20 protein-coding genes are annotated in these 21,259 nt (G+C 49.6%); 6 read left to right on the forward strand and 14 right to left on the reverse strand.

Annotated features, from left to right (window positions below; genetic code table 11):
- Nucleotides 1-84 precede the first annotated feature (84 nt).
- Nucleotides 85-873 (reverse strand): exosortase-dependent surface protein XDP2, encoded by a 789-nt coding sequence (locus tag NG795_RS24180; RefSeq protein WP_367291178.1) that lies wholly within the window; start codon nt 871-873, stop codon nt 85-87.
- Between the two features lie 137 nt (nt 874-1,010).
- On the opposite strand from NG795_RS24180, the gene NG795_RS24185 reads away from it, so the two are divergent.
- A complete protein-coding gene (locus NG795_RS24185) occupies nt 1,011-1,184 on the forward strand; it encodes a hypothetical protein (protein ID WP_367291179.1) in 174 nt (57 codons plus the stop codon).
- Nucleotides 1,185-1,491: 307 nt separating this feature from the next.
- Here the strand turns inward: NG795_RS24185 and NG795_RS24190 are convergent, their stop codons facing one another.
- The gene (locus NG795_RS24190) at nt 1,492-2,835 is read right to left on the reverse strand and encodes a pentapeptide repeat-containing protein (protein WP_367291180.1); all 1,344 of its coding nucleotides are present in this window, start codon (nt 2,833-2,835) and stop codon (nt 1,492-1,494) included.
- Nucleotides 2,836-3,028: 193 nt separating this feature from the next.
- On the opposite strand from NG795_RS24190, the gene NG795_RS24195 reads away from it, so the two are divergent.
- Complete coding sequence (locus tag NG795_RS24195) at nt 3,029-3,589, forward strand: glutathione S-transferase family protein (protein ID WP_367291181.1); 561 nt, start codon at nt 3,029-3,031, stop codon at nt 3,587-3,589.
- Between the two features lie 202 nt (nt 3,590-3,791).
- Here NG795_RS24195 and NG795_RS24200 read toward each other — a convergent pair whose 3' ends face one another.
- The 3 genes from NG795_RS24200 to NG795_RS24210 form a co-directional block, all read right to left on the reverse strand.
- Nucleotides 3,792-3,929 (reverse strand): photosystem II reaction center protein K, encoded by a 138-nt coding sequence (locus tag NG795_RS24200; RefSeq protein WP_009768893.1) that lies wholly within the window; start codon nt 3,927-3,929, stop codon nt 3,792-3,794.
- 215 nt (nt 3,930-4,144) lie between these two features.
- Nucleotides 4,145-5,257, reverse strand: coding sequence for a tRNA guanosine(34) transglycosylase Tgt (gene tgt / locus NG795_RS24205; RefSeq protein ID WP_367291182.1), 1,113 nt, complete (start codon nt 5,255-5,257; stop codon nt 4,145-4,147).
- A 147-nt stretch (nt 5,258-5,404) separates the two neighbouring features.
- A complete protein-coding gene (locus tag NG795_RS24210) occupies nt 5,405-5,860 on the reverse strand; it encodes a hypothetical protein (RefSeq protein WP_367291183.1) in 456 nt (151 codons plus the stop codon).
- 206 nt (nt 5,861-6,066) lie between these two features.
- Between NG795_RS24210 and cobS the strand changes: the two genes are divergently transcribed.
- A complete protein-coding gene (cobS, locus tag NG795_RS24215) occupies nt 6,067-6,879 on the forward strand; it encodes an adenosylcobinamide-GDP ribazoletransferase (RefSeq protein ID WP_367291184.1) in 813 nt (270 codons plus the stop codon).
- Between the two features lie 225 nt (nt 6,880-7,104).
- On the opposite strand, the gene NG795_RS24220 is transcribed toward cobS, so the two are convergent.
- Nucleotides 7,105-8,436: a hypothetical protein gene (locus NG795_RS24220; protein ID WP_367291185.1), complete on the reverse strand. Its 1,332-nt coding sequence runs from the start codon at nt 8,434-8,436 to the stop codon at nt 7,105-7,107.
- Between the two features lie 390 nt (nt 8,437-8,826).
- Between NG795_RS24220 and NG795_RS24225 the strand changes: the two genes are divergently transcribed.
- Nucleotides 8,827-9,291, forward strand: a complete 465-nt coding sequence (locus tag NG795_RS24225) for a CAAD domain-containing protein (protein WP_367291186.1) — start codon at nt 8,827-8,829, stop codon at nt 9,289-9,291.
- A 190-nt stretch (nt 9,292-9,481) separates the two neighbouring features.
- Here NG795_RS24225 and NG795_RS24230 read toward each other — a convergent pair whose 3' ends face one another.
- The 3 genes from NG795_RS24230 to aroA form a co-directional block, all read right to left on the reverse strand.
- Nucleotides 9,482-9,901, reverse strand: a complete 420-nt coding sequence (locus NG795_RS24230) for a hypothetical protein (RefSeq protein ID WP_367291187.1) — start codon at nt 9,899-9,901, stop codon at nt 9,482-9,484.
- 632 nt (nt 9,902-10,533) lie between these two features.
- Nucleotides 10,534-11,082 carry a hypothetical protein gene (locus tag NG795_RS24235; protein ID WP_367291188.1) on the reverse strand — a complete coding sequence of 183 codons (549 nt, stop codon included), beginning with the start codon at nt 11,080-11,082 and terminating at the stop codon, nt 10,534-10,536.
- 103 nt (nt 11,083-11,185) lie between these two features.
- The gene (gene aroA / locus NG795_RS24240) at nt 11,186-12,538 is read right to left on the reverse strand and encodes a 3-phosphoshikimate 1-carboxyvinyltransferase (RefSeq protein ID WP_367291189.1); all 1,353 of its coding nucleotides are present in this window, start codon (nt 12,536-12,538) and stop codon (nt 11,186-11,188) included.
- Between the two features lie 140 nt (nt 12,539-12,678).
- On the opposite strand from aroA, the gene NG795_RS24245 reads away from it, so the two are divergent.
- A complete protein-coding gene (locus NG795_RS24245; RefSeq protein WP_367291190.1) occupies nt 12,679-13,170 on the forward strand; it encodes a hypothetical protein in 492 nt (163 codons plus the stop codon).
- A gap of 108 nt (nt 13,171-13,278) precedes the next feature.
- Here the strand turns inward: NG795_RS24245 and NG795_RS24250 are convergent, their stop codons facing one another.
- From NG795_RS24250 to NG795_RS24260, 3 genes are all read right to left on the reverse strand, one after another.
- On the reverse strand, nt 13,279-14,838 hold the full coding sequence (locus tag NG795_RS24250; RefSeq protein WP_367291191.1) for a serine/threonine protein kinase: 1,560 nt from the start codon (nt 14,836-14,838) through the stop codon (nt 13,279-13,281).
- A 40-nt stretch (nt 14,839-14,878) separates the two neighbouring features.
- A complete protein-coding gene (locus NG795_RS24255; protein WP_367291192.1) occupies nt 14,879-15,358 on the reverse strand; it encodes a hypothetical protein in 480 nt (159 codons plus the stop codon).
- A 230-nt stretch (nt 15,359-15,588) separates the two neighbouring features.
- Nucleotides 15,589-16,398 (reverse strand): M23 family metallopeptidase, encoded by an 810-nt coding sequence (locus tag NG795_RS24260; protein WP_367291193.1) that lies wholly within the window; start codon nt 16,396-16,398, stop codon nt 15,589-15,591.
- 1,291 nt (nt 16,399-17,689) lie between these two features.
- Here NG795_RS24260 and NG795_RS24265 point away from each other — a divergent pair.
- Nucleotides 17,690-18,247, forward strand: coding sequence for a hypothetical protein (locus NG795_RS24265; RefSeq protein ID WP_367291194.1), 558 nt, complete (start codon nt 17,690-17,692; stop codon nt 18,245-18,247).
- A gap of 143 nt (nt 18,248-18,390) precedes the next feature.
- Here the strand turns inward: NG795_RS24265 and ychF are convergent, their stop codons facing one another.
- On the reverse strand, nt 18,391-19,482 hold the full coding sequence (ychF, locus tag NG795_RS24270) for a redox-regulated ATPase YchF (RefSeq protein ID WP_367291195.1): 1,092 nt from the start codon (nt 19,480-19,482) through the stop codon (nt 18,391-18,393).
- A gap of 383 nt (nt 19,483-19,865) precedes the next feature.
- The gene (locus NG795_RS24275) at nt 19,866-21,215 is read right to left on the reverse strand and encodes a pentapeptide repeat-containing protein (protein WP_367291196.1); all 1,350 of its coding nucleotides are present in this window, start codon (nt 21,213-21,215) and stop codon (nt 19,866-19,868) included.
- Between the last annotated feature and the right edge of the window lie 44 nt (nt 21,216-21,259).

The raw sequence follows: 21,259 nt of genomic DNA on the forward strand, positions 1-21,259 counted from the left end.
CACTGATGCCGCAAAAGATGAGCTGTTTTGAGCGGACGGCGATAGAATCAACTGGGTTCTCAGCCAGATTTTACGCTCAACCCCTTAGCCTTGTTGCGCCTTCTTGCGACGGCTCGAAACCAACATTCCCGAGGCGATCGCCCCTAAACCCATCACCGTACCCGGTTCCGGGACCGATGCTGCTGAACCGACCACTTTCCAGTCAGGTCCATTAAACAATGCCTTTCCCTGAGCACTGACGCGAACCCCAGCAATTGCCGAAGAGAGTCCTAAATCAGCCAGAGATACCCCCAGGGACCCCACTTTTTGAGTACCACCGATTTCCACCGTATTGAGGTCAAATCCCGCATAATCCCAGGTGAGCGAGTTGATTGTCAGGAGGTTACCAATACTGTTGCCCAGTTCATCAATCGCCTGAATCTCCATCGCACTGTTGCGACCCCGTTCCCAGAAAAATAAATTATCGACAGCCTTATCAAACCAAACATTCATCGAAAAGGTCCCACGGTCTTCTCCGTCGATAATATTATTGAGGTTGCGGTTTCCCAAAGCCGTCACTGCTCCTTCGTCAGTGAGCAGTTCCTGAATTAGCCCATCGGCTAAGTCACCCCTGTCTGCACTACCAGCCCCGCTATTGCCTCCAGTCCAGAGGTCATTGTAGAGAATATCCGCCCGATTCACTAAGCCAAAATTGCTGACGGTGGTCCCGCCGAACTCCACGGAATTCAGCCAGATGTTCCCTCTAGCCGCATCGTGGCCGTTTAAATCCTCCGTGAAATTGGTGGTGAAGGAAAAGGCTTGGGCGGATGCGGCCATCCCCATACTACCTGCGATGATCCCGAGACAAATCGATAGACTGAATTTAGTATGCATGGTTTTTCCCTCTAACAAAACTTAGACTTTTACACAACTCTATGTAAAAATACTGACTTTTTAGTTCTAACCTAGATTTCTGTGGAAGTCCAGGAAAAAGCTTAGAGTTTACAAAAAATTTATATAGGCAGTCTAGCGTGCCGTTGGCGATTAAAGATAGAGATAGCGATCGAGATGTGATGCAAGTAGAAACACTGACGGAAACCAAGCACAGGCTGACGGAAAATGCGATCGCCCCACATGACCAGCTATCCCTACTTGAAGAACCCGCTCACGTTGGAGCGGGTTCTATCCATTGTCACCTTGATTGAGATGGGCTATAGCCCTCTTGAAGTCAAACCCCGTGGAAAGCCTGCTCCCTCGTTGCCTGAAACAAAGCCAAATTGTTAAGTTACCGTAAAGTCACACAAGAAGGAGAGAGTGAAAAATATTAGGGTTATTCTTCCAGATGAGCCTTTCCTTCTTTTTATGTCAATATCATTACACTTGTAATGACCAGGTAAAGGACAGATTTAATTCCAACACTTATCCACTAATAATTCCCCGGTTTGTACCTGAGCAAGCCACCTGTATGACCTCACCCATTTCCTTGAACCGCGCAAATCAGGAAGGCTTGAATTATTGAACAATCGTACTGACATCCACATCGGTGAGATTGGCACCATCCAGATTCGCCCAATGTAAATTAGCCTTCGTCAAATCCGCCTCTCTTAAATCCGCCCCACTTAAATTGGCCCCGCGCAAATCTGCTCGGGTTAAATCCACCCCCCGCAAATCTGCCTCAGCCAAATTGACCTGATTTAAACTTGCCCCGGTTAAATCCGCTTCTCGCAAATCCGCCCATTTTAAATTAGCCCCACGCAAATCCGCCCGAGTTAAATCCGCCTCGCGCAAATCCGCCTGAGTCAAATTCACCTTATTTAAACTCGCCCCAATCAGATCGGCACCGCGCAGATCCGACCCTTTCATATTCGCGTCGGCTAAATAGGCTTTTCTGAGGTTCGCCCGGGACAAATCCGTGCCCGTCATATCCGCTTCGCTTAAATTGGCACTACTTAACGTTGCCCCTCTTAAATCCGCCCCACTCAGGTCCACCCCTACCAGATTCACTTCCGACAAGGAGACATTCGGCGCAATCCAGTAGGCTCCTGCCAAACTCAAGTCAATCCCTTCGCTGACGATGGTTTTTAAATCGTAAACCGCCTTTTGCAGGTTCGTCCCTTTAAAATTGACCCCGGCGAGATTAGCACCACTCAAATTTGCCCGAAATAGATTCGCCCCCTCTAAATTCGCCCCGATTAACTTGGCATAGCGCAAATTTGCCCCCCTGAGATCCGCGCGTCTGAGGTTAAATCCCGTCAAATCTACCCCACTCAGATTAGCTCCCGGGAGGACAACATCTGCTCCAATTAAGTAAGCGCCGGTTGTCTGGGGGTCGAGACCCTCACAGAACCGGGTTCTTAAGTCATAAACCGCCTTTTGCAGAATCGTCCCGCGCAGATCCGCTTCACTCAAATCTGTTCCGCTGAGGTTGGCACCACTGAGATTCGCTTCTGCCAGTTTGGCCCCAATTAAATTAGCGCCCTTGAGATTGGCACCGCGCAAATCCGCCTCACTCAGATCAGTGCCCACTAACAGTGACCCTTTGAAGTTAGCCCCCGTTAAATTGCTCTCGCTGAGATTTGCTAAGTTTAAATTGGCATCACTCAAGTCTGCTCCACTGAGGTTTGCCCCTTTTAAATCGGCTCCAATCAAGTCGGCATAACAAAGAATCGCTTCGCTTAAGTTAGCGCCACTGAGTTGGGCATCTCGCAGGTAGGAACCCCGCAAAGATGCCCCAATCAGGTCTTTGTTCCTTAAATCCGGGGTCAGAAAGTTTGGGCTTTGGCTTTCCGAACTCACGGGATCTCGATTGGGTAATTCTGGTGGGACGCGAAAGAAATTTTGGCTATTGTCTTGCATAAATCCCGAAGCTTGGCAACCGATCGCAGTTATCTACCACTCTAAATCAATGGGGCTGGGGTTTTGTGATGGTTCCTAACCACCGATGGCTTCTAAGGCGATCGCCTGGGGGATGCCATCTGTTGAAGTGACGCTCTCATGAAGCCTTAAAATCTGGACAATAACCTATTGCAAGAGATGGAGTCGTGAAGTGGTGTTAAAACTGTATGGCGGTGCGCGTTCTCGGGCATCCATTGTCCAGTGGTATCTGGAAGAACTGGGGGTTCCCTATGAATTTGTGTTGTTAGATATGCAGTCCGGGGAACACTTACAGCCGGAGTACCTGAAGATTAACCCCGTGGGAAAAGTCCCGGCGATCGTTGATGGAGACTTTCAACTCTGGGAATCTGGGGCCATTTTGGTGTACTTGGCCCAAAAGTATGGCAATGCCGGGAAGTCCCCAGAAGAACAAGCGACCCTGATCCAGTGGGTGCTGTTTGCCAATGCCACATTTAGTCCCGGAATTTTTATCGAATCCAACCGCGATCGCGAATTGGCTCGATTAATGAAACCCCTCAATCAAATTTTCACCACCCATCCCTTTTTGTTGGGTCAAGAGTTTACCGTCGCCGATGTGGCCGTCGGTTCGATGTTAGCCTACAGCCAAATGATGCTCAAGCTAGATCTGGGCGAATATCCAGCAGTGCTTGAGTACATCAACCGCATCGGCGATCGACCAGCGTTTCAGAAAACTATCGCTCCCCGCGCTCAGTAGACCTCTTGCTTTCATACCGGATTGATCCCCCTTTACCCCCGTGAGATCCCCCTCCCGTCCCCGTTAAAAAAGGAGGAAGCCAAAGGGCATTCAAAGGTAGGAACAGGTAGAAAGAAAGCTGGTATTGAGATCGGGAAAGGGGCGCTCAACTGAGCGCCCCTTTCCTTGTTGATGGTCTTGGAGTTGGATAGAAGTCGGTAATTTATCTGAAACCGACCGCTGCTTGCCACACGAAAGCCAGCAACAAGAAAAACACGGGGATAATCGGCAAAACATCTACCAGGGGATCGAAAATCGAGTAGGCTTCTGGTAGTTTTGCCAGTAGTAGTGCTGCTTCCATGTTGATATCTCCCTCTCAAACAGAAATTTCATAATCGACACAGATTTTAACATAAGGGAGGATGGGGATTTCATTTTTCTGCCAGCAACTCTCATCTACCCAAATCGATACCGCAAAAGTTAGAAACCGGCTTTCTTGACTTGAGACGGCAACGAAGCAACCTCTTAGGGTCAGAAACCCGGTTTCGGGTCCCCAGGATCTCAATCCCACCGGCCCTAGGGTGTCGGTTCCAACCAGTGAGCAAAGTCTGTGGTAAAGCGATCGCTCAGAATGGACTCCCGAATCCGCTTGGTAAACCGAATCAGTTCCGTGAGATTATGAATCGAGAGTAAGGTATAGGCCAGGATTTCCCCAGCTTTCCACAAATGATTCAAGTACGCCCGCGAAAAATTTTGACAGGTGTAACAAGAACAAGTCTCATCTAGGGGGGTAAAATCTTCCCGAAATTGAGCATTTTTAATATTCCACCGTTCCCCTTGGACCATGACAGCTCCATGTCGCGCCCATCTTGTGGGGATTACGCAGTCAAATAAATCGACCCCGGAGGCGATCGCCTGGGCCATTTCTCGATAAGTCCCCACTCCCATCAAATAGCGCGGTTTCTCCACCGGCAGTTTCGGCGCAGTGGCCCTAACAATTTCTGAGATAGTTTCCCCCGGTTCTCCCACACTGACCCCGCCAATGGCATATCCCGGTAAATCTAACTGAGTCAGGGCCTCGACCGCTTGCAACCGTAAATCGATGTAAACTCCCCCTTGCACAATCCCAAATAAGGCTTGATCCGACCGAGTATGAGCCTCGATACAGCGTTCCAACCAGCGGTAAGTCCGGGCGGTTGCCAACTCTACCGCTTCTCGGGATGCGGGATAGGGGGGACATTCATCAAAGGCCATAATCACATCAGCGCCCAGTTTGTTCTGAATTTGAATCGAACGTTCTGGCGTGATTTCTATCTTGCGTCCATCCCGAGGCGATCGAAAGGTCACCCCTTTTTCAGTAATGGTCCGCAGTTCACTTAAACTAAAAACTTGGAACCCGCCCGAATCGGTCAGAATTGGGCCATCCCACACCATAAAGCGGTGTAACCCTCCCGCTGCAGCGACAATATCCTCTCCCGGTTGGAGGTGCAGGTGATAGGTATTCGCCAAAATCATCTGAGCGCCCGTTGCCTCTAACTGGGCCGGGGTAACGGTCTTCACGGTAGCTAAGGTTCCCACGGGCATAAAGATGGGCGTTTCTACCGGGCCGTGAGGCGTCATCCAGACCCCCGCCCGGGCGTGAGTGTGGCTGCATTTACCCTGACAGTGAAACGTAAAATCGCGACCCAAAATTAATGATTACTCTGTAAATTTTCGACTCATTATATCAGCATATTGGCAATATGTTATTTTTTAGGCATGGTAAGTAGAAACTGCATTTAAGAACCAGCAGAACGGCAGGACAATTAAGTTTAAATACCGAGGGGCGATCGCCACTCAAAAGGGCAGCATTCCCTCATCATCAATTTCCGCATCTAATTTAGCGATGAGGACCTCTCGCAAAACCGCCTCTAATGCCGCAGCACTATCGAGGGTTCTAGCAGATTGCTCCTTGAGGGGGTTAGAGACGGGAAGTAAGCGTAATTGACGACCATCTTGAACGAGATCGAAGTAAGATTCAGAGTCAGAGGATTGTCTGAGTTCTAAACAATCAAAACTCTGCACATTGATATAGAGACGATGATTGGCGATCAGGGTTGAGCGTTGAGGATCGGCAAAAACTTCCATCACATAACCTTCCCCTTGGGTTTGGAGATGACCCTCTTGGAAGTGTGCATAACGGACTCGGCCTAAATCAGCCAGGAGTCTATACATATCTTGCTTATTGACCACAGTACCCGTATCGACAATGCAGGGAGCAGGCAGGCTAGTAGGAGATTGATCTGGCATCATAGAGAAACCGCCCTTAATTTACAATCGAAACCCTCTGTTGGAATTGAGACCCTCTGTTGGGTGCCCTATAGAGGGAATATCAAGAAAGCTTTGCGCGTCATGCCGAAGGGAGTTCGGCAAAAAATCACTTTTATCAATTCAATTCTGGCACAGGTTATAAAGTGGACGTATCAGTAGAATGGCGGAAATAAATATAGATTTTGACTATGAGGGATAATCGCCGGGTGAGACGGGTCGTTGAGTTTGTGCAGACAAAAGTAGCCCGAATGAGAACTCTCGGTTCGGGATTGGCAGCAGCGATCGCCTTCTATACCTGTTTGCCGGTTCCGCTAAGTTGGACCTTAGAGTTTCGCGGGATTGCTCGGTATGCGCCTTTTGTCGGCGTGGCGATCGGGGCGATGCTGGGCCTGTTGGATGTCCTGTTACAGGCATTAGCCATGCCAGGACTGACGCGCAGCACCCTGGTGATTGTGGCCTGGATTGGGATTACCGGCGGATTGCATCTGGATGGGGCGATCGATACCGGGGATGGGTTGGCGGTGCAAGAACCCCATCGCCGCTTAGAAGTAATGGCCGATAGTGTTACCGGCGCTTATGGCGTGATGGCAGCGGTTGCCCTGATTGCCCTGAAAGTGGCTGCCTTGAGTGATTTAGGGGCAAATCGGGCCGTGGTTTTAATGGCTGCTGCCGGTTGGGGACGGTGGGGACAATTAGTGGCGATCGCCCGTTATCCCTATTTAAAAGTTTCAGGCAAAGGAGCCATTCACCAGGATTCTATGGGGTCTCCCTGGGATTTACTCCCTGGTTTTTTGTTTTTGGTCGCCTTGAGTGGGGTGCAACTGTTGCTTGATGGCAATTCCTGGATTTTAGCCGCAGGAATGGTCACCGGCGGCAGCGCAGTCGCCATCCTCACCGGGGCCTGGTTTAATCACAAACTCGGGGGCCATACCGGCGATACTTACGGTGCCGTGGTGGAATGGACGGAAGCCCTCTTACTCTGTCTGTTAGCGGGATTATAAACGGGCGATCGACCTGGACCATTCCCGAGTCCGGGAGTACAGTGGCAACAACCGGCGGGGGATTAATCCCTTGGCAGCCTCATAGAATCAAGTCGTCTCAAGACGACTGCAAGTCTGATATAGCTGAGATCTTGCACTATTCTCAACACCTATAGGGATTTTAACCCCCGCCGTTTGTTGCAACGGGTGCAAGATCTCAGATTCATCTAATCCTGTCCTGACGCCCTAGTGGCGATCGATATGGATTTCAATGCCTTCCACCCGCATACCCGATCCACGCCGTCCGCAGAATTCACCATTAGAAAACTCCTGGGTATCTCCCACGCGCTCAATATGCGCCTTGTAATAAACTGAATAATTCGGTGCTTCGGGACCCGTTAATTCGATCGCCAAACCCTCAATTCGCAAACCCGAACCGCGAGCACCAACCCACTCACCCTCGGTTACCCAAGGCGTATCTCCGCTACCTTGGATATGGGCCAGATAGCGAATCCCCAATCCAGGAATCGGGGGTTTGATTTCCAGCGCAAAGGCTTCGAGGCGCAGGGCTTTCCCCCTTGTTCCGGCAAATTCATGTTCATGAAACTGGTGATCGCCGACTCGTTCGATATGAACCAAGACGTTTAATCCCACTTCGATTCCCACACCGGAAAGCCCTGACATCTTGGCAGGAGTTGGGGCAAAATTTGGGGCGGGGGGAGCAATCTGACTCCGGGAGGGGGATTCATCGGAACTGGGAAGGATAATCACATCGGGCAAGTTAGACGGAGGTGAGGAAGGCTGTTGCGAGAGTAAGCGTTCCACTTCTGCTTCGGTGTCCGTGGGTTCCACCGACTCATCCGACCCGGCAATTACGACCATTTCCGGCGATCGCCGAGGCGGTGGTGGAGGGGTTGGGGCTGTTACCGTAGGGGCTGGGGCCGCGACCGTCCCAGAAAATTGCAGTTTTCCTCGACTGGCTGCCAGAGTTAAGGGTTTGCCAAAGGCTCGCCCGCAAAAATCGAGCATTCTTTCCCACTCTTCATCGGCGATATTGCCATCCGGTTCAATCAGACTCAGGAACGCACAACAGGGATGTTGACCGGAAAGTAACGCCGGGACATCGGGGGGAAAATTACTCGGGGAGGAGTTAAGCATAATGTGGCGCAATTCCCGCGCTTTGACTTTCGCCTCCTCTAACGGCGCAAAATGCGGTTGCTCGCGATGGGTCAGGGATAAAAAGCGATCGATGTAGTAGAGGGCTTTTTGGGACTCGTTGACTTCTCCTCCCGACCGGGCGATCGCTTGTAAAACTCCCTGGATATCATGCAAGGAAGAAATCTGCGTTGGGGCTACAACCCCGGGCACCGAGTATGTTTTTGCCAGCTCGATCGCCCTGGATTTGAGTCCCGCAAACTCTTGCCGATAAGCTATCAGTTGCTCGCTGAGTCGTTCGTCTACGGGGACTCCTGCTTCTTTCAGTTCCACAGCCGCTTGTGAAAGGCGACTGCTCAAGCCCGGTAAGCGTTGTTTCAGATGGTTGAGTTGTTGTTGCAACTGTTGATGATCTGCATTCATGGTCAATAGCGTCTAATCGGTTCCCATCTTATTTTGCCTGATCCTTAGCCTTTCAACCGTTTAATCCCGAGGGTCGATCCCCAATTGCTCAATTGATGGATAAGTCTGGTTTATTAGTCCAGGGATAAACCCCTACAAATCAAGAAGATGGACTCTCATCTGCTCCACTTCTCTCGATTCCTTTATAAAATCACGGCAATATTGCCACAAAAGAGATCTCTTGGTCCTAAACCGCAAAATTCCCACCCCATAAGCCTGTGGGAATGATTGAAGTCTCATTGAGATGGCTCTGAACCCGGAATTTCGCCGATCGCAATACCTCTGAAGGTTGGCAAACTGCTCCGGTCACAAGCTACGATCCAGGTATTGTTCGTCAAGGAAAACTATTTTATGAATCCTCAAACTGAAACCAAAGCAATCTCCCGGGAAAAATCTGCCCAGTTAGCTGATGAAGCCGAGCAACTTAGAATCGAGATCAACGCCACAGAAGCTGGTGCTTTGGCTCCTTTCTCTCCGGTTACTCAAGAACCGAGTCGATTCGAGGAAATCGTCGATAGCGTCACGGCAATCTTAGGGGATCTCCCGCTCTATGTCACCAGTTTTGTCAGCGAGTACCAACGACCCATTGTCACCGTCGGACTGTTTTTGTCTGCACTGGTGACCGTCAGAGTGATCCTCGCGATGGTGGATGCCGTGAATGATATTCCCCTACTTGCGCCGTTTTTTGAATTTGTCGGAATCGGATACTCGGCTTGGTTTGTCTATCGCTATTTACTCCGCGCCTCTAATCGTCGGGAGTTAGTCCAGGATATTTCTACCCTCAAAGACCAAGTGGTCGGTCACCATTCTTCATAGTTGTTTTCCCGATCTTGCGATTGGATGCAAGTCTGGGAAATTCTGGGGTTGGCGATTCCCTACGCGATAGCTCCGCTTACCGCCAAAGCGCGTTAACTTCGATGAATTGGGGCGGTCAATTTGTCCGCCCTATGGCCTGAATCCCTCCGACTATCGGTTTAATGGGGTTATTTTTGAACGCCTGGAATGCTCATGAAGGCGGACAGTTCAGATGATGGAGGCAGAGGACCAAATCTTCTACCGTTCCCATCGTCTGTAGGTCAAAGCGATCGCCAATCTCTATACCAAACTCCTCCAAAAAATCATCACACAGATAAAGATTCCAGTCAAACCAGGAAACAAGCGTTAACTGTAAATCTTGCTCTAAGCGATCCCCAGGTAACACTCTCCCCATTTGTAAACCTGAATATTTTTCCAACTGAATATAAACAAAACTCACCACTGAAAAAGAAATTTCCCGCGATCGCCAAAAACAGTTAAACCACTCATCTAGCGACAAGTTAGCCCGGTCACTTAATGTCTGATTTACCTGCTTCCTGATGTACAAATCTGGACTGAGATCAGAATAAGTCCGCACCGTCCAGAAAATATGTTTGATCTGGCGCAGCATAATTCCGTGCGCTCCATTACCTTACCTTTTCCCCAGTATTCCCATCTTTTCCAAGGGTTTCTCATGCCTGAGTTCAATTTCTATTTTTTTTTTTAATTAAGTTCTCCTGAACCAACCCCATCCAGACTCCGGGACAGGTGATTAGACCATTCCCTCACCAACCCCCCTATAGAATTCCAGGTTTTTTGTCAGCAAAACCCCACCCTTATAAGCTCCGGTCCCCTCCAAGCACCTCTACAAAGGGTTAGGGTAAAGGTTAGGGTGGGCTCTAATACGGAATTCGGTTGTGATAGGTCTTTAAAAACGAGTAGGCCCTTCGACTCCCCCCCTTCGACGGAGCTGCGGGACAGGCTTCGACGGAGCTGCGGGACAGGCTTCGACTGGCTCAGGACAGGCTTCGCCCAGCTCAGAGATCAGGAGGCAATGCCCACCTTTCTGTGCAGGTGGGCATTGCCTCCTGAGCTTGTCGAAGGGCCTACTTTTACCAACCGGATTCCGTATAATCCATTTTGGGGCGAGGTCTTGAGATTAAAAAGAGCAAAAACCCTGTTTCTGCCCCTAATTTTTTGCGGATGGGTAGAGATTTTGTCAAGAAACCCGGTTGTCTTCTGGCAGTACCCACCATCTAGGGATTAGGGATTGGGGGTTGAGTCCGTAGTCGCTTCAGTTGTAGGCGTTGCCAAGGGAGATGAAGTGCGGTTTGGGGACTCTCCAGACTCTGTTGGGATACTTTCCTCCGTTGTCGGACTGGAGAGAATCGGCGTCTCCGGTGCGGGAGAAGTTGCTTCTCTTGACCCTTCCCCAGTGGGTGCTTTTGTAGGGTTCAAGTCGGGGTTGGGGGAGAAAAGCGGGACTGCCAACCCACCCCAAGCGGTTGAAGCGCCGCGCAAAGGTGTTGGATTCCCTTGGGGGGAGGTTGTGGAATTGCTGGACTGAGGGCCAACGGCGGGAACTTGTCCGGGATTGACGAAGGGATTCACTGGGGTTTGAGGGGTTTGCTCCCTGGGTACAACCCCTTCAGAACTGGGAGAACGGGTTCCAGTTTCAAAAATATTTAAGCTTCTCTCTGTGCTGGGGAAGGATAATATAAAAATTGTACCTAGGGTCGAAAATGCCACAAAAATTGCAATGATTTCATCAAACCCTAGAGGGCTTTTCGGTTTAGAACTCGGTTCAGACATTATGATTTCTCCTGATTTGCTCGAATTGATTTTAGAAAAATTTTTAAATTCCGATCGCCGGTCAGCTTTGCCCATGAAACTGACCTAAACGATCGCGTTTAAATTAGCATTCTTCGCAAACTTGTCGCAAAGTCGCTGTAAAATCTGGGTAAGAAATAGCGGCAGCTTCAGCATGGTGAATCGTGGTTGTTCCGCTGGCATTCAAGGCAGCGATCGCCAAGCTCATGGCAATCCGATGATCGTCATAACTCTCTACATCAGTGCCTCTTAAGGGCGTTCCGCCAGTAATTTCCAACCCATCAGGCAACTCGGTGATTTTTGCCCCCATCTGATTGAGTACCGTGGCCGTCACCGCAAGGCGATCGCTCTCTTTCACTCGCAATTCTGCTGCATCGGAAATCACCGTCTGACCCTGAGCAAAAATTGCTGCCACTGCCAAAATCGGAATCTCATCAATCAGTCTGGGAATGATATCCCCGCCAATGCTGCAACCCTTCAGTTGAGAATGACGCACCCGGATATCCGCCACGGGTTCCCCCGCAACTATCCGCTCATTTTCTAATTGAATATCTGCATCCATCATTTCCAGGGCCTCTAAAATCCCCGTCCTTGTCGGATTGATCCCGACATTTTCAATGGTCAAGTCTGAATCCGGCACGATCGCCGCTGCCACAATCCAGAATGCCGCAGAACTGATATCTCCAGGCACAATCACCGATTGACCCTGAAGTTGAGCAGGTCCCGTGATCATCACACTTTTCGTGTCGGGATCCGTGGTAATTTCTGCCCCAAAGGCCTTGAGCATCCGTTCACTATGGTCCCGAGACACCGCTGGTTCCGTGATGGTAGTCGTTCCCTCTGCCATCAAAGCTGCAAGTAAGATACAAGACTTAACCTGAGCCGAGGCGATCGGTGAGTGATAATGAATGGGCCGTAAGGATTGACCTTGAACGGCTAGAGGGGCCAGCGAACCGCCATTGCGACCCCAGATTTGAGCGCCCATTTGTTGTAAAGGCTGAACCACCCGAGACATAGGGCGCGATCGCAGAGATTTATCTCCAGTTACGGTAAAAAATCGGTCGGGATGACTGGCAAGGATGCCCAGCATTAATCGCATCGTCGTCCCAGAATTTCCCGCATCTAATATATCCGTCGGTTCCACTAATTCTCCGACCCCGACACCACGCACCCGCACCCGTTGTTCATTCAGGGGGGAAATTTCAGCCCCCAATGCCTGAAAGCATCGGGCGGTACTCCGAGGGTCTTCTCCCAATAGCAGTCCCTCAATCGTGGTTTCACCCTTGGCGATCGCCCCTAACATCAAAGCCCGGTGGGAAATTGACTTATCCCCCGGCACTCGGATCCGTCCTTGGACGGATAAACCCTGAGCCGGTCTATCAATGGTTAATTGTTGCTGAGATTCCGTAATTCTTACATTTACTATCGAACTGGGCATTGGGCTAAACTGTGATGGGATGGCTTAGGGCGATCCTACACCGTTCTTGACTCTGCTGACATACTAAAATTGAGAGCAACTCACCTCCTAGTCTTGTCGATTGCTGGAAAACTCTTCACACGCTGTTCGTTACAACCCTCATGCTGACCCATCGCCGCAAACCTGTAAGCCTTTGCTTGATCTCCACTGACCTCCCCCTTTGGTCTGTGGTGGAAACCGCCGCTACCCTTTATCAAAAGGACCAAGAGCGCTTTCATCTACTTCTGACTGAACCTGCACTCAGCGATTTTCAGGAGTCAGATTCGACTCCGGAAGTCGGTACGGGACCCACTGCGATTACTTCCCGACTCTTGTGGTTAGAAATTTCTCCCTACCGCGTAATTATGACCATGCAGGGGAATGGTCAATTTAGCTATCGTCACCAGTGGGAACGCGGAATGTATGGCACGAGCCGCTATTGGCTGCAAAATGAAACTGACGGCACGAATGGTCAGTTACGCATGAGAAATTATACTCGCCGATTAACCCTCTCCGGTCGCCCAATTCCCGAGCATTTGCGCCTAGAATACGAGCTTTGGTCCCAAAATGTTCAGTTAGGTCACTATATTTTAAACCTAGAAATTCATCTTTAAATATTTCTTTAAATATTAATGAATCAAGCCAAAAATCGGGAAATTGTTGAGCAAAATTCCGGAACAATTGGCTTGATTTTTTTCTGAGGACCTATTCGACTGAACCTATTATTTTTTACAGGAATTATGAATTTGGCCAGCTACTCCATCGGCTGTTTTTGCGGCTAGAGCAGCGACTCGACCGGCTTCTTCGGCTTTTTTGCGGGCGGCTTTTACCTGGTCTAAACCGGCTTTGGATAAGGGTGCCGCATCGACAATGGCGATCGCTTCTCCAATTTGCCGAAATGACAGACTCAATTGTTGGTAACTTTTCCCCAACTGCAAAGGATAGGGTTGCACTTGAGTATCAGATATCTTCATCCCTAACAATTCTTCCGCAAGGCGATCGAGATGTTGGGCCATTTTGTTAGCGGCAGTGGCATCGGTTCCCTCAATTTGAGTCACTTGTTGTCCCCCTTCGTCGATCATTGCCAACAATCGTTGGCACTGATAAGCGCTACTCGTGCGCGTGACTAAAAACCACGAGCCCATTCCCCCCACTAATCCAATCACGGCCCAGATTCCTAACACCCCAGCCAATCTCCACCCTTTGCGATCGCCTTTAAACCGGGATGCCGCATCAACGGTTTCCTCACTTTTCCCGGGGAGGAGTTGCGGAAAGCTAGGCAGTTGCAACCCAGGCAACAGGAGAGTCCCTGAAGGAACAGCTTCTTGACCCGGGGAGGGGGCGATCGCCTCCACTGACTCCGATCCCCATTCCATCTGCATCACCTGGGGTTGCAATTCCCTTAATTGCTGTAAAATTTCTTCCACGGTTTGGATGCGCTGACTCAAGGACGGATCCATGAGGCGATCAATCAAATCCGCCACCTGTTCCGAAATTTGCGGGGCGCGATCGCGCCAAGAAAACGCCGAAGTTTCTGCACTGTAAAACCTCAACGGCTCCATCGCCGTGAGCAAATACACCATCGTTCGTCCCAAAGCAAAAAAGTCCGATTGCGCCACTGCTTCATGTTTGAGTTGTTCCGGTGGCGTATATCCTCCCGAGTCAATACTCGAAAGACGAGGAGAGAGTTCCACCGTGCGTAAATAACTCGCACTCACCTGTCTGGCCGTGCCAAAATCAATCAAGACCAATTGTCCAGAATCCGTCAGGATAATATTACTGGGCTTAATATTCAGGTGTAAATAAGGGGTTTGATGAATGGGCTGTAAAATTTCCGCAATCTGTTGGAGCCACTTGAGCGCTAAGTCTTGAGAAATGGGTTGATAGCCCCGATTTTTCATCCACTGCTCTAAATTGAGCCCCGCCACTTTTTCCATCAACATTCCATGCACCGCAGTCGCACTGTTCGTCCCTGCAAAGCTGAAGTATCCGCCTTGTTGCAGTTGGGGAATTCCTGGATGTTGAATTTTCCCTAAGAGTAAGGCTTGTTGTTGAAACAGGGTCACAGCTACTGGGTCATCAATCTGGAGAACCTTCAAAATTTTGGCGGTTCCGGCTTCAGTCACTTCAAAGGTTTTTTCATAGCTGTTGCTACCCAGCAGGTGAAGCGCTCGACAGCGTTCTGCTACTAATAAATCAGCGCCACACTGGGAGCAATAGCGGGTATTTTCATTCACGGGATTGCTGGGATTGGGGCAGCTAGGATTGAGGCAGTAACTCATGATGGGGGAGATGGGGGAGATGGGGGAGATGGGGGAGAGGTTAGGGTTGGGGTTGGGGGAGACAGTATTCCTCGATTTCGGCGAGTAGGACTGTGGCATCTTGGGTGGATTGTTTGATGGAGGCGATCGCCTTTGCGACTTGGGTTTGGGCTTGCTTGCGGGTTTGCAAACCTTTCGGCGTGGGTTGGAGATTGCTCACCATTGTGGCAATGGCGCTCGTCTCTCGCAAGGCTGTCCCGATTTGTTCGTAGAAGGCGACGGCCCGGGTTTGAAAGCTGATGATGGTTTCGTCCGTTAATTGGACGGTTTTGATGCCTTCCAGGGAGAGTTCCACCTGATCCGCCGCTTGACTCCCGGTCATGGGCGTTAGTTCTAAGCGGTTGAGGGTGGTTGTGCCTTGGTCTAGGGCTTGAATTAGGCGGCGGCACTGACTGGTTTTGGTGGAGGTGCAACTGGCCAATAACAGGAGAATCAGAGCGTATAGGGGAAGACGAAATCGGTGGGGGAACGAGTGGTTCATAGGAGGGGGTGCGATCGCTCGAATCGCCATTGATTTTAACGAAGCCGGTGTGATTTGTCAGCCTAAACTGTAGCAATCTTGAATCTAACTAAAAAAAGCGGATAACTTCTGATATGAAGTTACCCGAATTTGAGTGTGCCACAGGAAGTATGAGTGGGTTGGGTGGAAACGGCGCGGTTCAGGGGTGGATGGATTAAGCGCGATCGCCACCCTACTCAAACTCTCTGGCACTAAGGCGCTGATGCTCTAGGCCCTGATGCTATTGCTCTAGGCAATCGAGCCGATAATCCCGATTCGGGAAGATAAGCCAAGGGATTGACGGACCCTTGTTCGGGAAGATGGACCTCAAAGTGCAAGTGGGGTCCGGTACTAAAGCCGGTACTGCCCATTTGAGCGATTAATTGGCCCCCTTCCACCTGATCCCCTTTGTTGACCAAAATGCGATCGTTGTGGGCGTAGAGGGTAATACTGCCGTCAGAATGTTCGATTTCCACGAGGTTGCCATAGCCGCCGGTATGCCATTCAGCCGTAATCACCACCCCACTGGCGGCGGCTAGGATGGGGGTGCCGGTGGGTCCAGCGATATCAATGCCGTGGTGCATCCGTCCCCAACGCCAGCCATAGCCGGAAGAGAGGACCCCTTGGGCGGGCCAAAGATAGCCGGTCATTGTCGGGGCTAATTCGGGTAAGTAAATGCTGGCAGCCGCTAGGGGAGGTAATTCCGGGGAGATAGTCGGGGCATCGAGGGTCTGAAGCGGTGGGATCTCGCTGCTGGGTCTACTCGGGGAATCGGGGTTATTCAAAAATTGGCTGATGGCAGCGATCGCCTGTTTGTTGATCTCGATGCCAGCCGCAACCCTGGCATTGTGCTGGAGCGTAGAAGGGGTCTGGGTTGAGGGTGTTTTTCTAACCGAATCCGGGTTGCGTTTTGAGGTCGCTTGGGTGCGCGTGTCGTAGTTGACACCGGGTTGAGCCATGACTGAACCTGTAAAGCCAAGTGCAATCACGAGTGCTGTGGTAGACAAAATTCCTGGTTTCATTTTCCTTCACCTGAGAGGGGGTCACCCGCAAGTGAACTGCCCCAGTTAACCTGAAAGCTAGGCGCGATCGCGTGAGATTTTCCACAGCTCAACCCTTGAGCAAAAACGAAGGGGTGAGCGGGTTTCAATTCACGATTGCCATCCAATTTACGTCTCTTGCTTTTCAGCTAGTGGGTCAGTTCATCCGGTTACTTCCTGCAAATTATTTGTACTGAACGATAAATCCCTGGGTAGTCTCGGATAGACCGACTTTCCCCCTTTGAGTTGGGGCCTCAAGTTTTCCCTGCTGCCCGTTCTCCTCCGGCGCACCCTGCATTTTAAAGAATGTTTGCTTGTTTCCTCGTTGCAGTAGATTCCCTGGAATTCTGCTCCGTAAAAACCGCAATATTTCTTATCTTTGACCGATGAGCGTTAGCTCTAGCACCCTCTAAACGGTTCAATGGAGTTTAGCATTGAATCCCATTCATTTTATTGTCCCTGGAGATTATTATATATGCTAGGGGGAATTGTCAAGGTTGTGCTCCGATTTTGTAAAATTTTCGTGAACATTGCTGACGGGATAAGCCTTTACGCCTATAAAAATTTTTCCGGCCATTTAGGCTAGATTATTATTCCCAATTTATCCCCGTTAATTGCTTTCAGATTGGGGCGATCGCTGCGGAATTTTACCGCTAAGAACAGGACTCTCTCTTCTTGGGCCACTCAGATCTCCCCCTACCTCGCCCCCAGATCCCCTCTCAAAACCTATCCTGATGACCGTGATCCCGGCCCCTTATGGTTTAATTCGGGTCGTTTTAACCCGGGAATCATCCCCCCTTTCACTTCACTAAAAATCACCTGAAAATTTACCTAAATCAGGTTCTCCTGCGGTTAATCCTGTTTTTAAAATCCCTAGAGATTCTTGTCAATCCCTAAAGCCGTCGAATTCCCCCAAGGGTTTCAGCTTTGGGGCCGAGATTACCGCATCAGACGAGGAACTGCCTGAGAGCCATTGTTTCAGGGGCGATCGTCCGTTCCCGCATTTTCCCTGCTCTTCGGGCCATTTTCCTCATTTTCTGATAGTTTTATGAGGAATTTATCGGAATTATCCCTAGAAAAGGAAAATTTTAATATTTTTTAATATTCTGGCTTGAAAACTAGCACCTGTTAAGTATAAAGTATTACATCAATAGGGGAAAGATTTGTTTAGAATCAGTCTCAGTCTGACCGAATCTTAAAGGACACGCTTGCTACAGTCATCCCCCTAAGACAATGCAGGCAAAACTCCATCTATAAACTTTACCTTATAGCAATGCGTACACTGTCCTTATTCTTCCAATGGTTTATCGGTGTGCCACTCCTCCCGGCTGCCTTGATGCTGGGGGGATGCGACAGCCGAGATCCTGGCCTCAACTCCCACAGTTCCTTTAACATTGAACAAGCCACTGCTGAGTACATGGAAAACTCCCACTTTATCAAAGATATTGTCGGAGTAGATGCCCTAGTAAATCGTACCTTTTGTGCTTACCAGGTCTATGGAATGGAAGCCAAAAAACGAGACATTCATCAATATTTGTGGGTGGTTTGTCATGAATATGATGTAGAGAACAATCAACTCTTCGAGAAGCGAGGGGGGAGTTTTCCCGTAGCCCTGATTTTAAATAAAAATTCTCAGGGGTATCAAATTATTAATCATAAAATTCCTCGCCAGGGAAAAGAAGGAACCTCTGATTTGACAGCGATATTTCCTGATTTTATTCTGGAAAATTCCAGTTTTCCATTAAATAGTAGCGCCTATAGCGAGTATCTCATTACTCGATTGGGAAATGATACCCAGCAAGCAGCTAAAGCGTATTTGAAAATGGAGTAAATCCCCAGGGGTACAGCATCACTGTACCCCTTCCCTGGAGTTGGGGAAAACGGTCAGATTGAGGCGTGAACTAAGATGGCGATCGCCCGGGTAATTTTGCTTCCCCTAACGCCATTCATCCCAGGGATATCCGCACCCCCAGATTAAACATTAAACCGGAACAACATCACATCCCCTTCTTGCACCACATACTCTTTTCCTTCACTGCGAATCAAACCCTTTTCCTTCGCCGCATTCATGGAACCCGTACTCACCAAATCCTGATAGGCAACCGTTTCAGCACGAATGAAACCCCGCTCAAAATCCGTATGAATCACCCCTGCTGCTTGAGGCGCTAACATCCCTTCCCGAATCGTCCAAGCCCGGGTTTCTTTCGGTCCAGTGGTCAGAAATGTGCGTAACCCCAACAATTGATAAGTCGCAGCAATCAAAGACTTTAATCCCCCTTCTTCCACCCCCAAAGAGGCGAGAAAATCTCCTCGTTCCTCTTCCGGCAGGTCCACCAGTTCCGATTCAACCTGAGCCGAAATAATTACCACCTTGGCATTTTCTGCCGAGGCCACTTCTCGGACTTTTTCTACCCATTCATTACCCGTAGCTAAGTCCTCTTCCGAGACATTGGCTGCATAAATAATCGGCTTACTCGTGAGTAAATCAAGGGTGAGAACGGCTTCACTTTCCTCTGCCGTTAAAGACACTTGCCTCGCTTGTTTGCCTTCATTCAAGGCTGCCGCTAATTTTTCTAAAGCAGCCATTTCGAGTTGACCCTCTTTACTGCTGCGCGCTAATTTGCGGGTGCGATCCATGCGCCGCTCAATTTGTGCTAAATCAGCTAATCCCAGTTCTAAGTTAATGATTTCAATATCCCGCACCGGATCGACAGAACCGGCGACGTGAATGATATTTTCATCGTCAAAACAACGCACCACCTGCACGATCGCATCGACTTGGCGGATATGAGATAAAAACTGGTTACCCAGACCCTCGCCTTTGCTGGCACCTTTGACTAATCCAGCAATGTCCACAAACTCGATGCGGGTGGGGACGATTTGCTCAGATTTTGAGAGTTTTGCCAGCATCGTTAACCGCTCATCTGGCACCGCCACCACCCCCACATTGGGTTCGATGGTGCAGAAGGGGAAGTTAGCCGCTTGCGCTTTAGCATTGGCAACTAAGGCATTAAATAAAGTAGATTTTCCCACATTCGGGAGTCCGACAATTCCGGCTCTTAGCATTTTAGAAGTTACAAGTAGAAGTTTCGGTATGAGCATTCAAGCGGAGATTGACTCCGAATGAAATACTCTAGCAAACATTGGTCAGGGAAGGCTATCTAGGGGGTCAACACTGGAGCGGTGAGCAACCGGGTTTCTTCACAAAATTTATCGCAATTAGCAACAAATCTGGAACAAAAACCCGGTTTCTTGTCCTAGGGATTGCAGACTGTTCCAACACTCTAGTAGCACGTCTAGGCTAAAATTGTGGGTAAAAATTTCTGAGTTCCCGCCTTGGCAAGGCGGGTTAGGAGGGATAGAACCCACAATTTTAAGCTGGACGCGCTACTAGGTCGGCTGTAGAGGTTCAAACCCTCGCCGGTTGTGGGGATCACTGTATCGATCGCCTAGGGATGAATTGACCCATCTGGCATTGTAGCGCCGGAAAGGTTGGTATGGCTCAGATTGCTACCCGTGAGGTTCGCGCCATACAGGTTAGCACCTTTAAGGTTAGCCCGATAGAAATTAGCCCCAGTCAGGTTAGCATTCCGCAAGTCCGCTTGACTTAAATCAGCCTCACTCAGGGAAGTGGGTTGCCGGTTCTGCTCATCCTGCAATTCGAGTTCATCCCCGTTGAGAATTAACAGAAAAGGTCCGATGCGAATTCGGGCCCCATCCGGTAGGACCATTGATTCCTCGATCTGCTGGTCATTGACAAAAACCCCATTCGTGCTGTTGTGGTCACGGATGATATATTGTCCGTTGTCTTCGATGTCGATGGAAGCATGACGACGAGAGACAAAGGGGGAATAAATCTGTAAGGAGACGCTGGGATCGCGACCCAGCATGACGGACTTTTTGTTTTTCAGGGATAAGGACCGCTCGGCGATCGGCTCTTTCTTGGGACTCGACAGATCCGCTCCGACTAACTTCGCTTCGCTGAGGTTAGCCCGACTCAGATTAGCATCGCACAATTTGACCCCGCTGAGGTTCGCTTTCCTTAAAGTCGCTTCACTGAGGTTCGCTTCGGTCAAGTTTGCTTCAGTCAAACTGGCTTCACTTAGGTTGGTGCGACTCAGATTACTCCCAGACAGGTTCGTTCCATCTAGCTTGGCTTTGCTCAAATTGGCTTCACTAAATTTGGCGTTGCGTAAGTCGGCTTCTACTAAATTGGCTTCGATTAATTTAGCGGCGAATAGTTCGGCATTTCTCAGGTCAGCTTTTTCTAATTTGGCCCCAGTGAGGTCACTATCAAAGAGTCGCGCTTCACTTAAATTGGCCCCATTCAATTTAGCCCCATTCAACTTGGCATTATTCAGGCTGGCAAAAGAAAGATTACTATCGCTTAAGTTGGCTTGACTTAAGGTGGCTTCATTCAAATTAGCCCGAGTCAAATTGGCTCCACTGAGGTCGGCGCGAGTGAGATTAGCGCGATGAAGGTCCGCATCACTGAGTTCAGCTCGAAATAAATCCGCCCGAAACAAATCCGCCCGACTGAGGTCGGCATAGCTTAATTTAGCGCCAAAAAGCTTGCCGTTACTCAAGTCCGCACGGCTCAGGTGAGCATTTTCTAAATTGGCTCCACTGAGTTTGATCCCACTGAGTTTGGCCTCAAATAGGTCAGCACAACTTAGGTCGGCATCGTATAAATCCGCCAGACTGAGTTCAGCAAACATCAAGTCAGCACGGACTAAGTAGGCACCCCGAAAATCCCTTTCTCCTGCTGCATACCGCTTCAGCAGTTCATTCGCATCCATATTGGTTTAGTGGTAGAGAGTTAGCAAGGAAAGCTGTATCTAAA

This window comes from Laspinema palackyanum D2c, assembly GCF_025370875.1.
Classification (GTDB): Bacteria; Cyanobacteriota; Cyanobacteriia; order Cyanobacteriales; family Laspinemataceae; genus Laspinema; species Laspinema palackyanum.

What these genes read in the sequence shown, in the direction of transcription:
- NG795_RS24260 (WP_367291193.1), bottom strand. Translation starts at nt 16,398, where the DNA reads ATGAAACCAGGAATTTTGTCTACCACAGCACTCGTGATTGCACTTGGC.
- NG795_RS24250 (WP_367291191.1), bottom strand. Translation starts at nt 14,838, where the DNA reads ATGAGTTACTGCCTCAATCCTAGCTGCCCCAATCCCAGCAATCCCGTG.
- NG795_RS24265 (WP_367291194.1), top strand. Translation starts at nt 17,690, where the DNA reads ATGCGTACACTGTCCTTATTCTTCCAATGGTTTATCGGTGTGCCACTC.
- NG795_RS24255 (WP_367291192.1), bottom strand. Translation starts at nt 15,358, where the DNA reads ATGAACCACTCGTTCCCCCACCGATTTCGTCTTCCCCTATACGCTCTG.
- NG795_RS24275 (WP_367291196.1), bottom strand. Translation starts at nt 21,215, where the DNA reads ATGGATGCGAATGAACTGCTGAAGCGGTATGCAGCAGGAGAAAGGGAT.
- NG795_RS24180 (WP_367291178.1), bottom strand. Translation starts at nt 873, where the DNA reads ATGCATACTAAATTCAGTCTATCGATTTGTCTCGGGATCATCGCAGGT.
- cobS (WP_367291184.1), top strand. Translation starts at nt 6,067, where the DNA reads ATGAGGGATAATCGCCGGGTGAGACGGGTCGTTGAGTTTGTGCAGACA.
- NG795_RS24190 (WP_367291180.1), bottom strand. Translation starts at nt 2,835, where the DNA reads ATGCAAGACAATAGCCAAAATTTCTTTCGCGTCCCACCAGAATTACCC.
- NG795_RS24225 (WP_367291186.1), top strand. Translation starts at nt 8,827, where the DNA reads ATGAATCCTCAAACTGAAACCAAAGCAATCTCCCGGGAAAAATCTGCC.
- NG795_RS24220 (WP_367291185.1), bottom strand. Translation starts at nt 8,436, where the DNA reads ATGAATGCAGATCATCAACAGTTGCAACAACAACTCAACCATCTGAAA.
- NG795_RS24230 (WP_367291187.1), bottom strand. Translation starts at nt 9,901, where the DNA reads ATGCTGCGCCAGATCAAACATATTTTCTGGACGGTGCGGACTTATTCT.
- NG795_RS24235 (WP_367291188.1), bottom strand. Translation starts at nt 11,082, where the DNA reads ATGTCTGAACCGAGTTCTAAACCGAAAAGCCCTCTAGGGTTTGATGAA.
- NG795_RS24245 (WP_367291190.1), top strand. Translation starts at nt 12,679, where the DNA reads ATGCTGACCCATCGCCGCAAACCTGTAAGCCTTTGCTTGATCTCCACT.
- ychF (WP_367291195.1), bottom strand. Translation starts at nt 19,482, where the DNA reads ATGCTAAGAGCCGGAATTGTCGGACTCCCGAATGTGGGAAAATCTACT.
- aroA (WP_367291189.1), bottom strand. Translation starts at nt 12,538, where the DNA reads ATGCCCAGTTCGATAGTAAATGTAAGAATTACGGAATCTCAGCAACAA.
- NG795_RS24210 (WP_367291183.1), bottom strand. Translation starts at nt 5,860, where the DNA reads ATGATGCCAGATCAATCTCCTACTAGCCTGCCTGCTCCCTGCATTGTC.
- NG795_RS24200 (WP_009768893.1), bottom strand. Translation starts at nt 3,929, where the DNA reads ATGGAAGCAGCACTACTACTGGCAAAACTACCAGAAGCCTACTCGATT.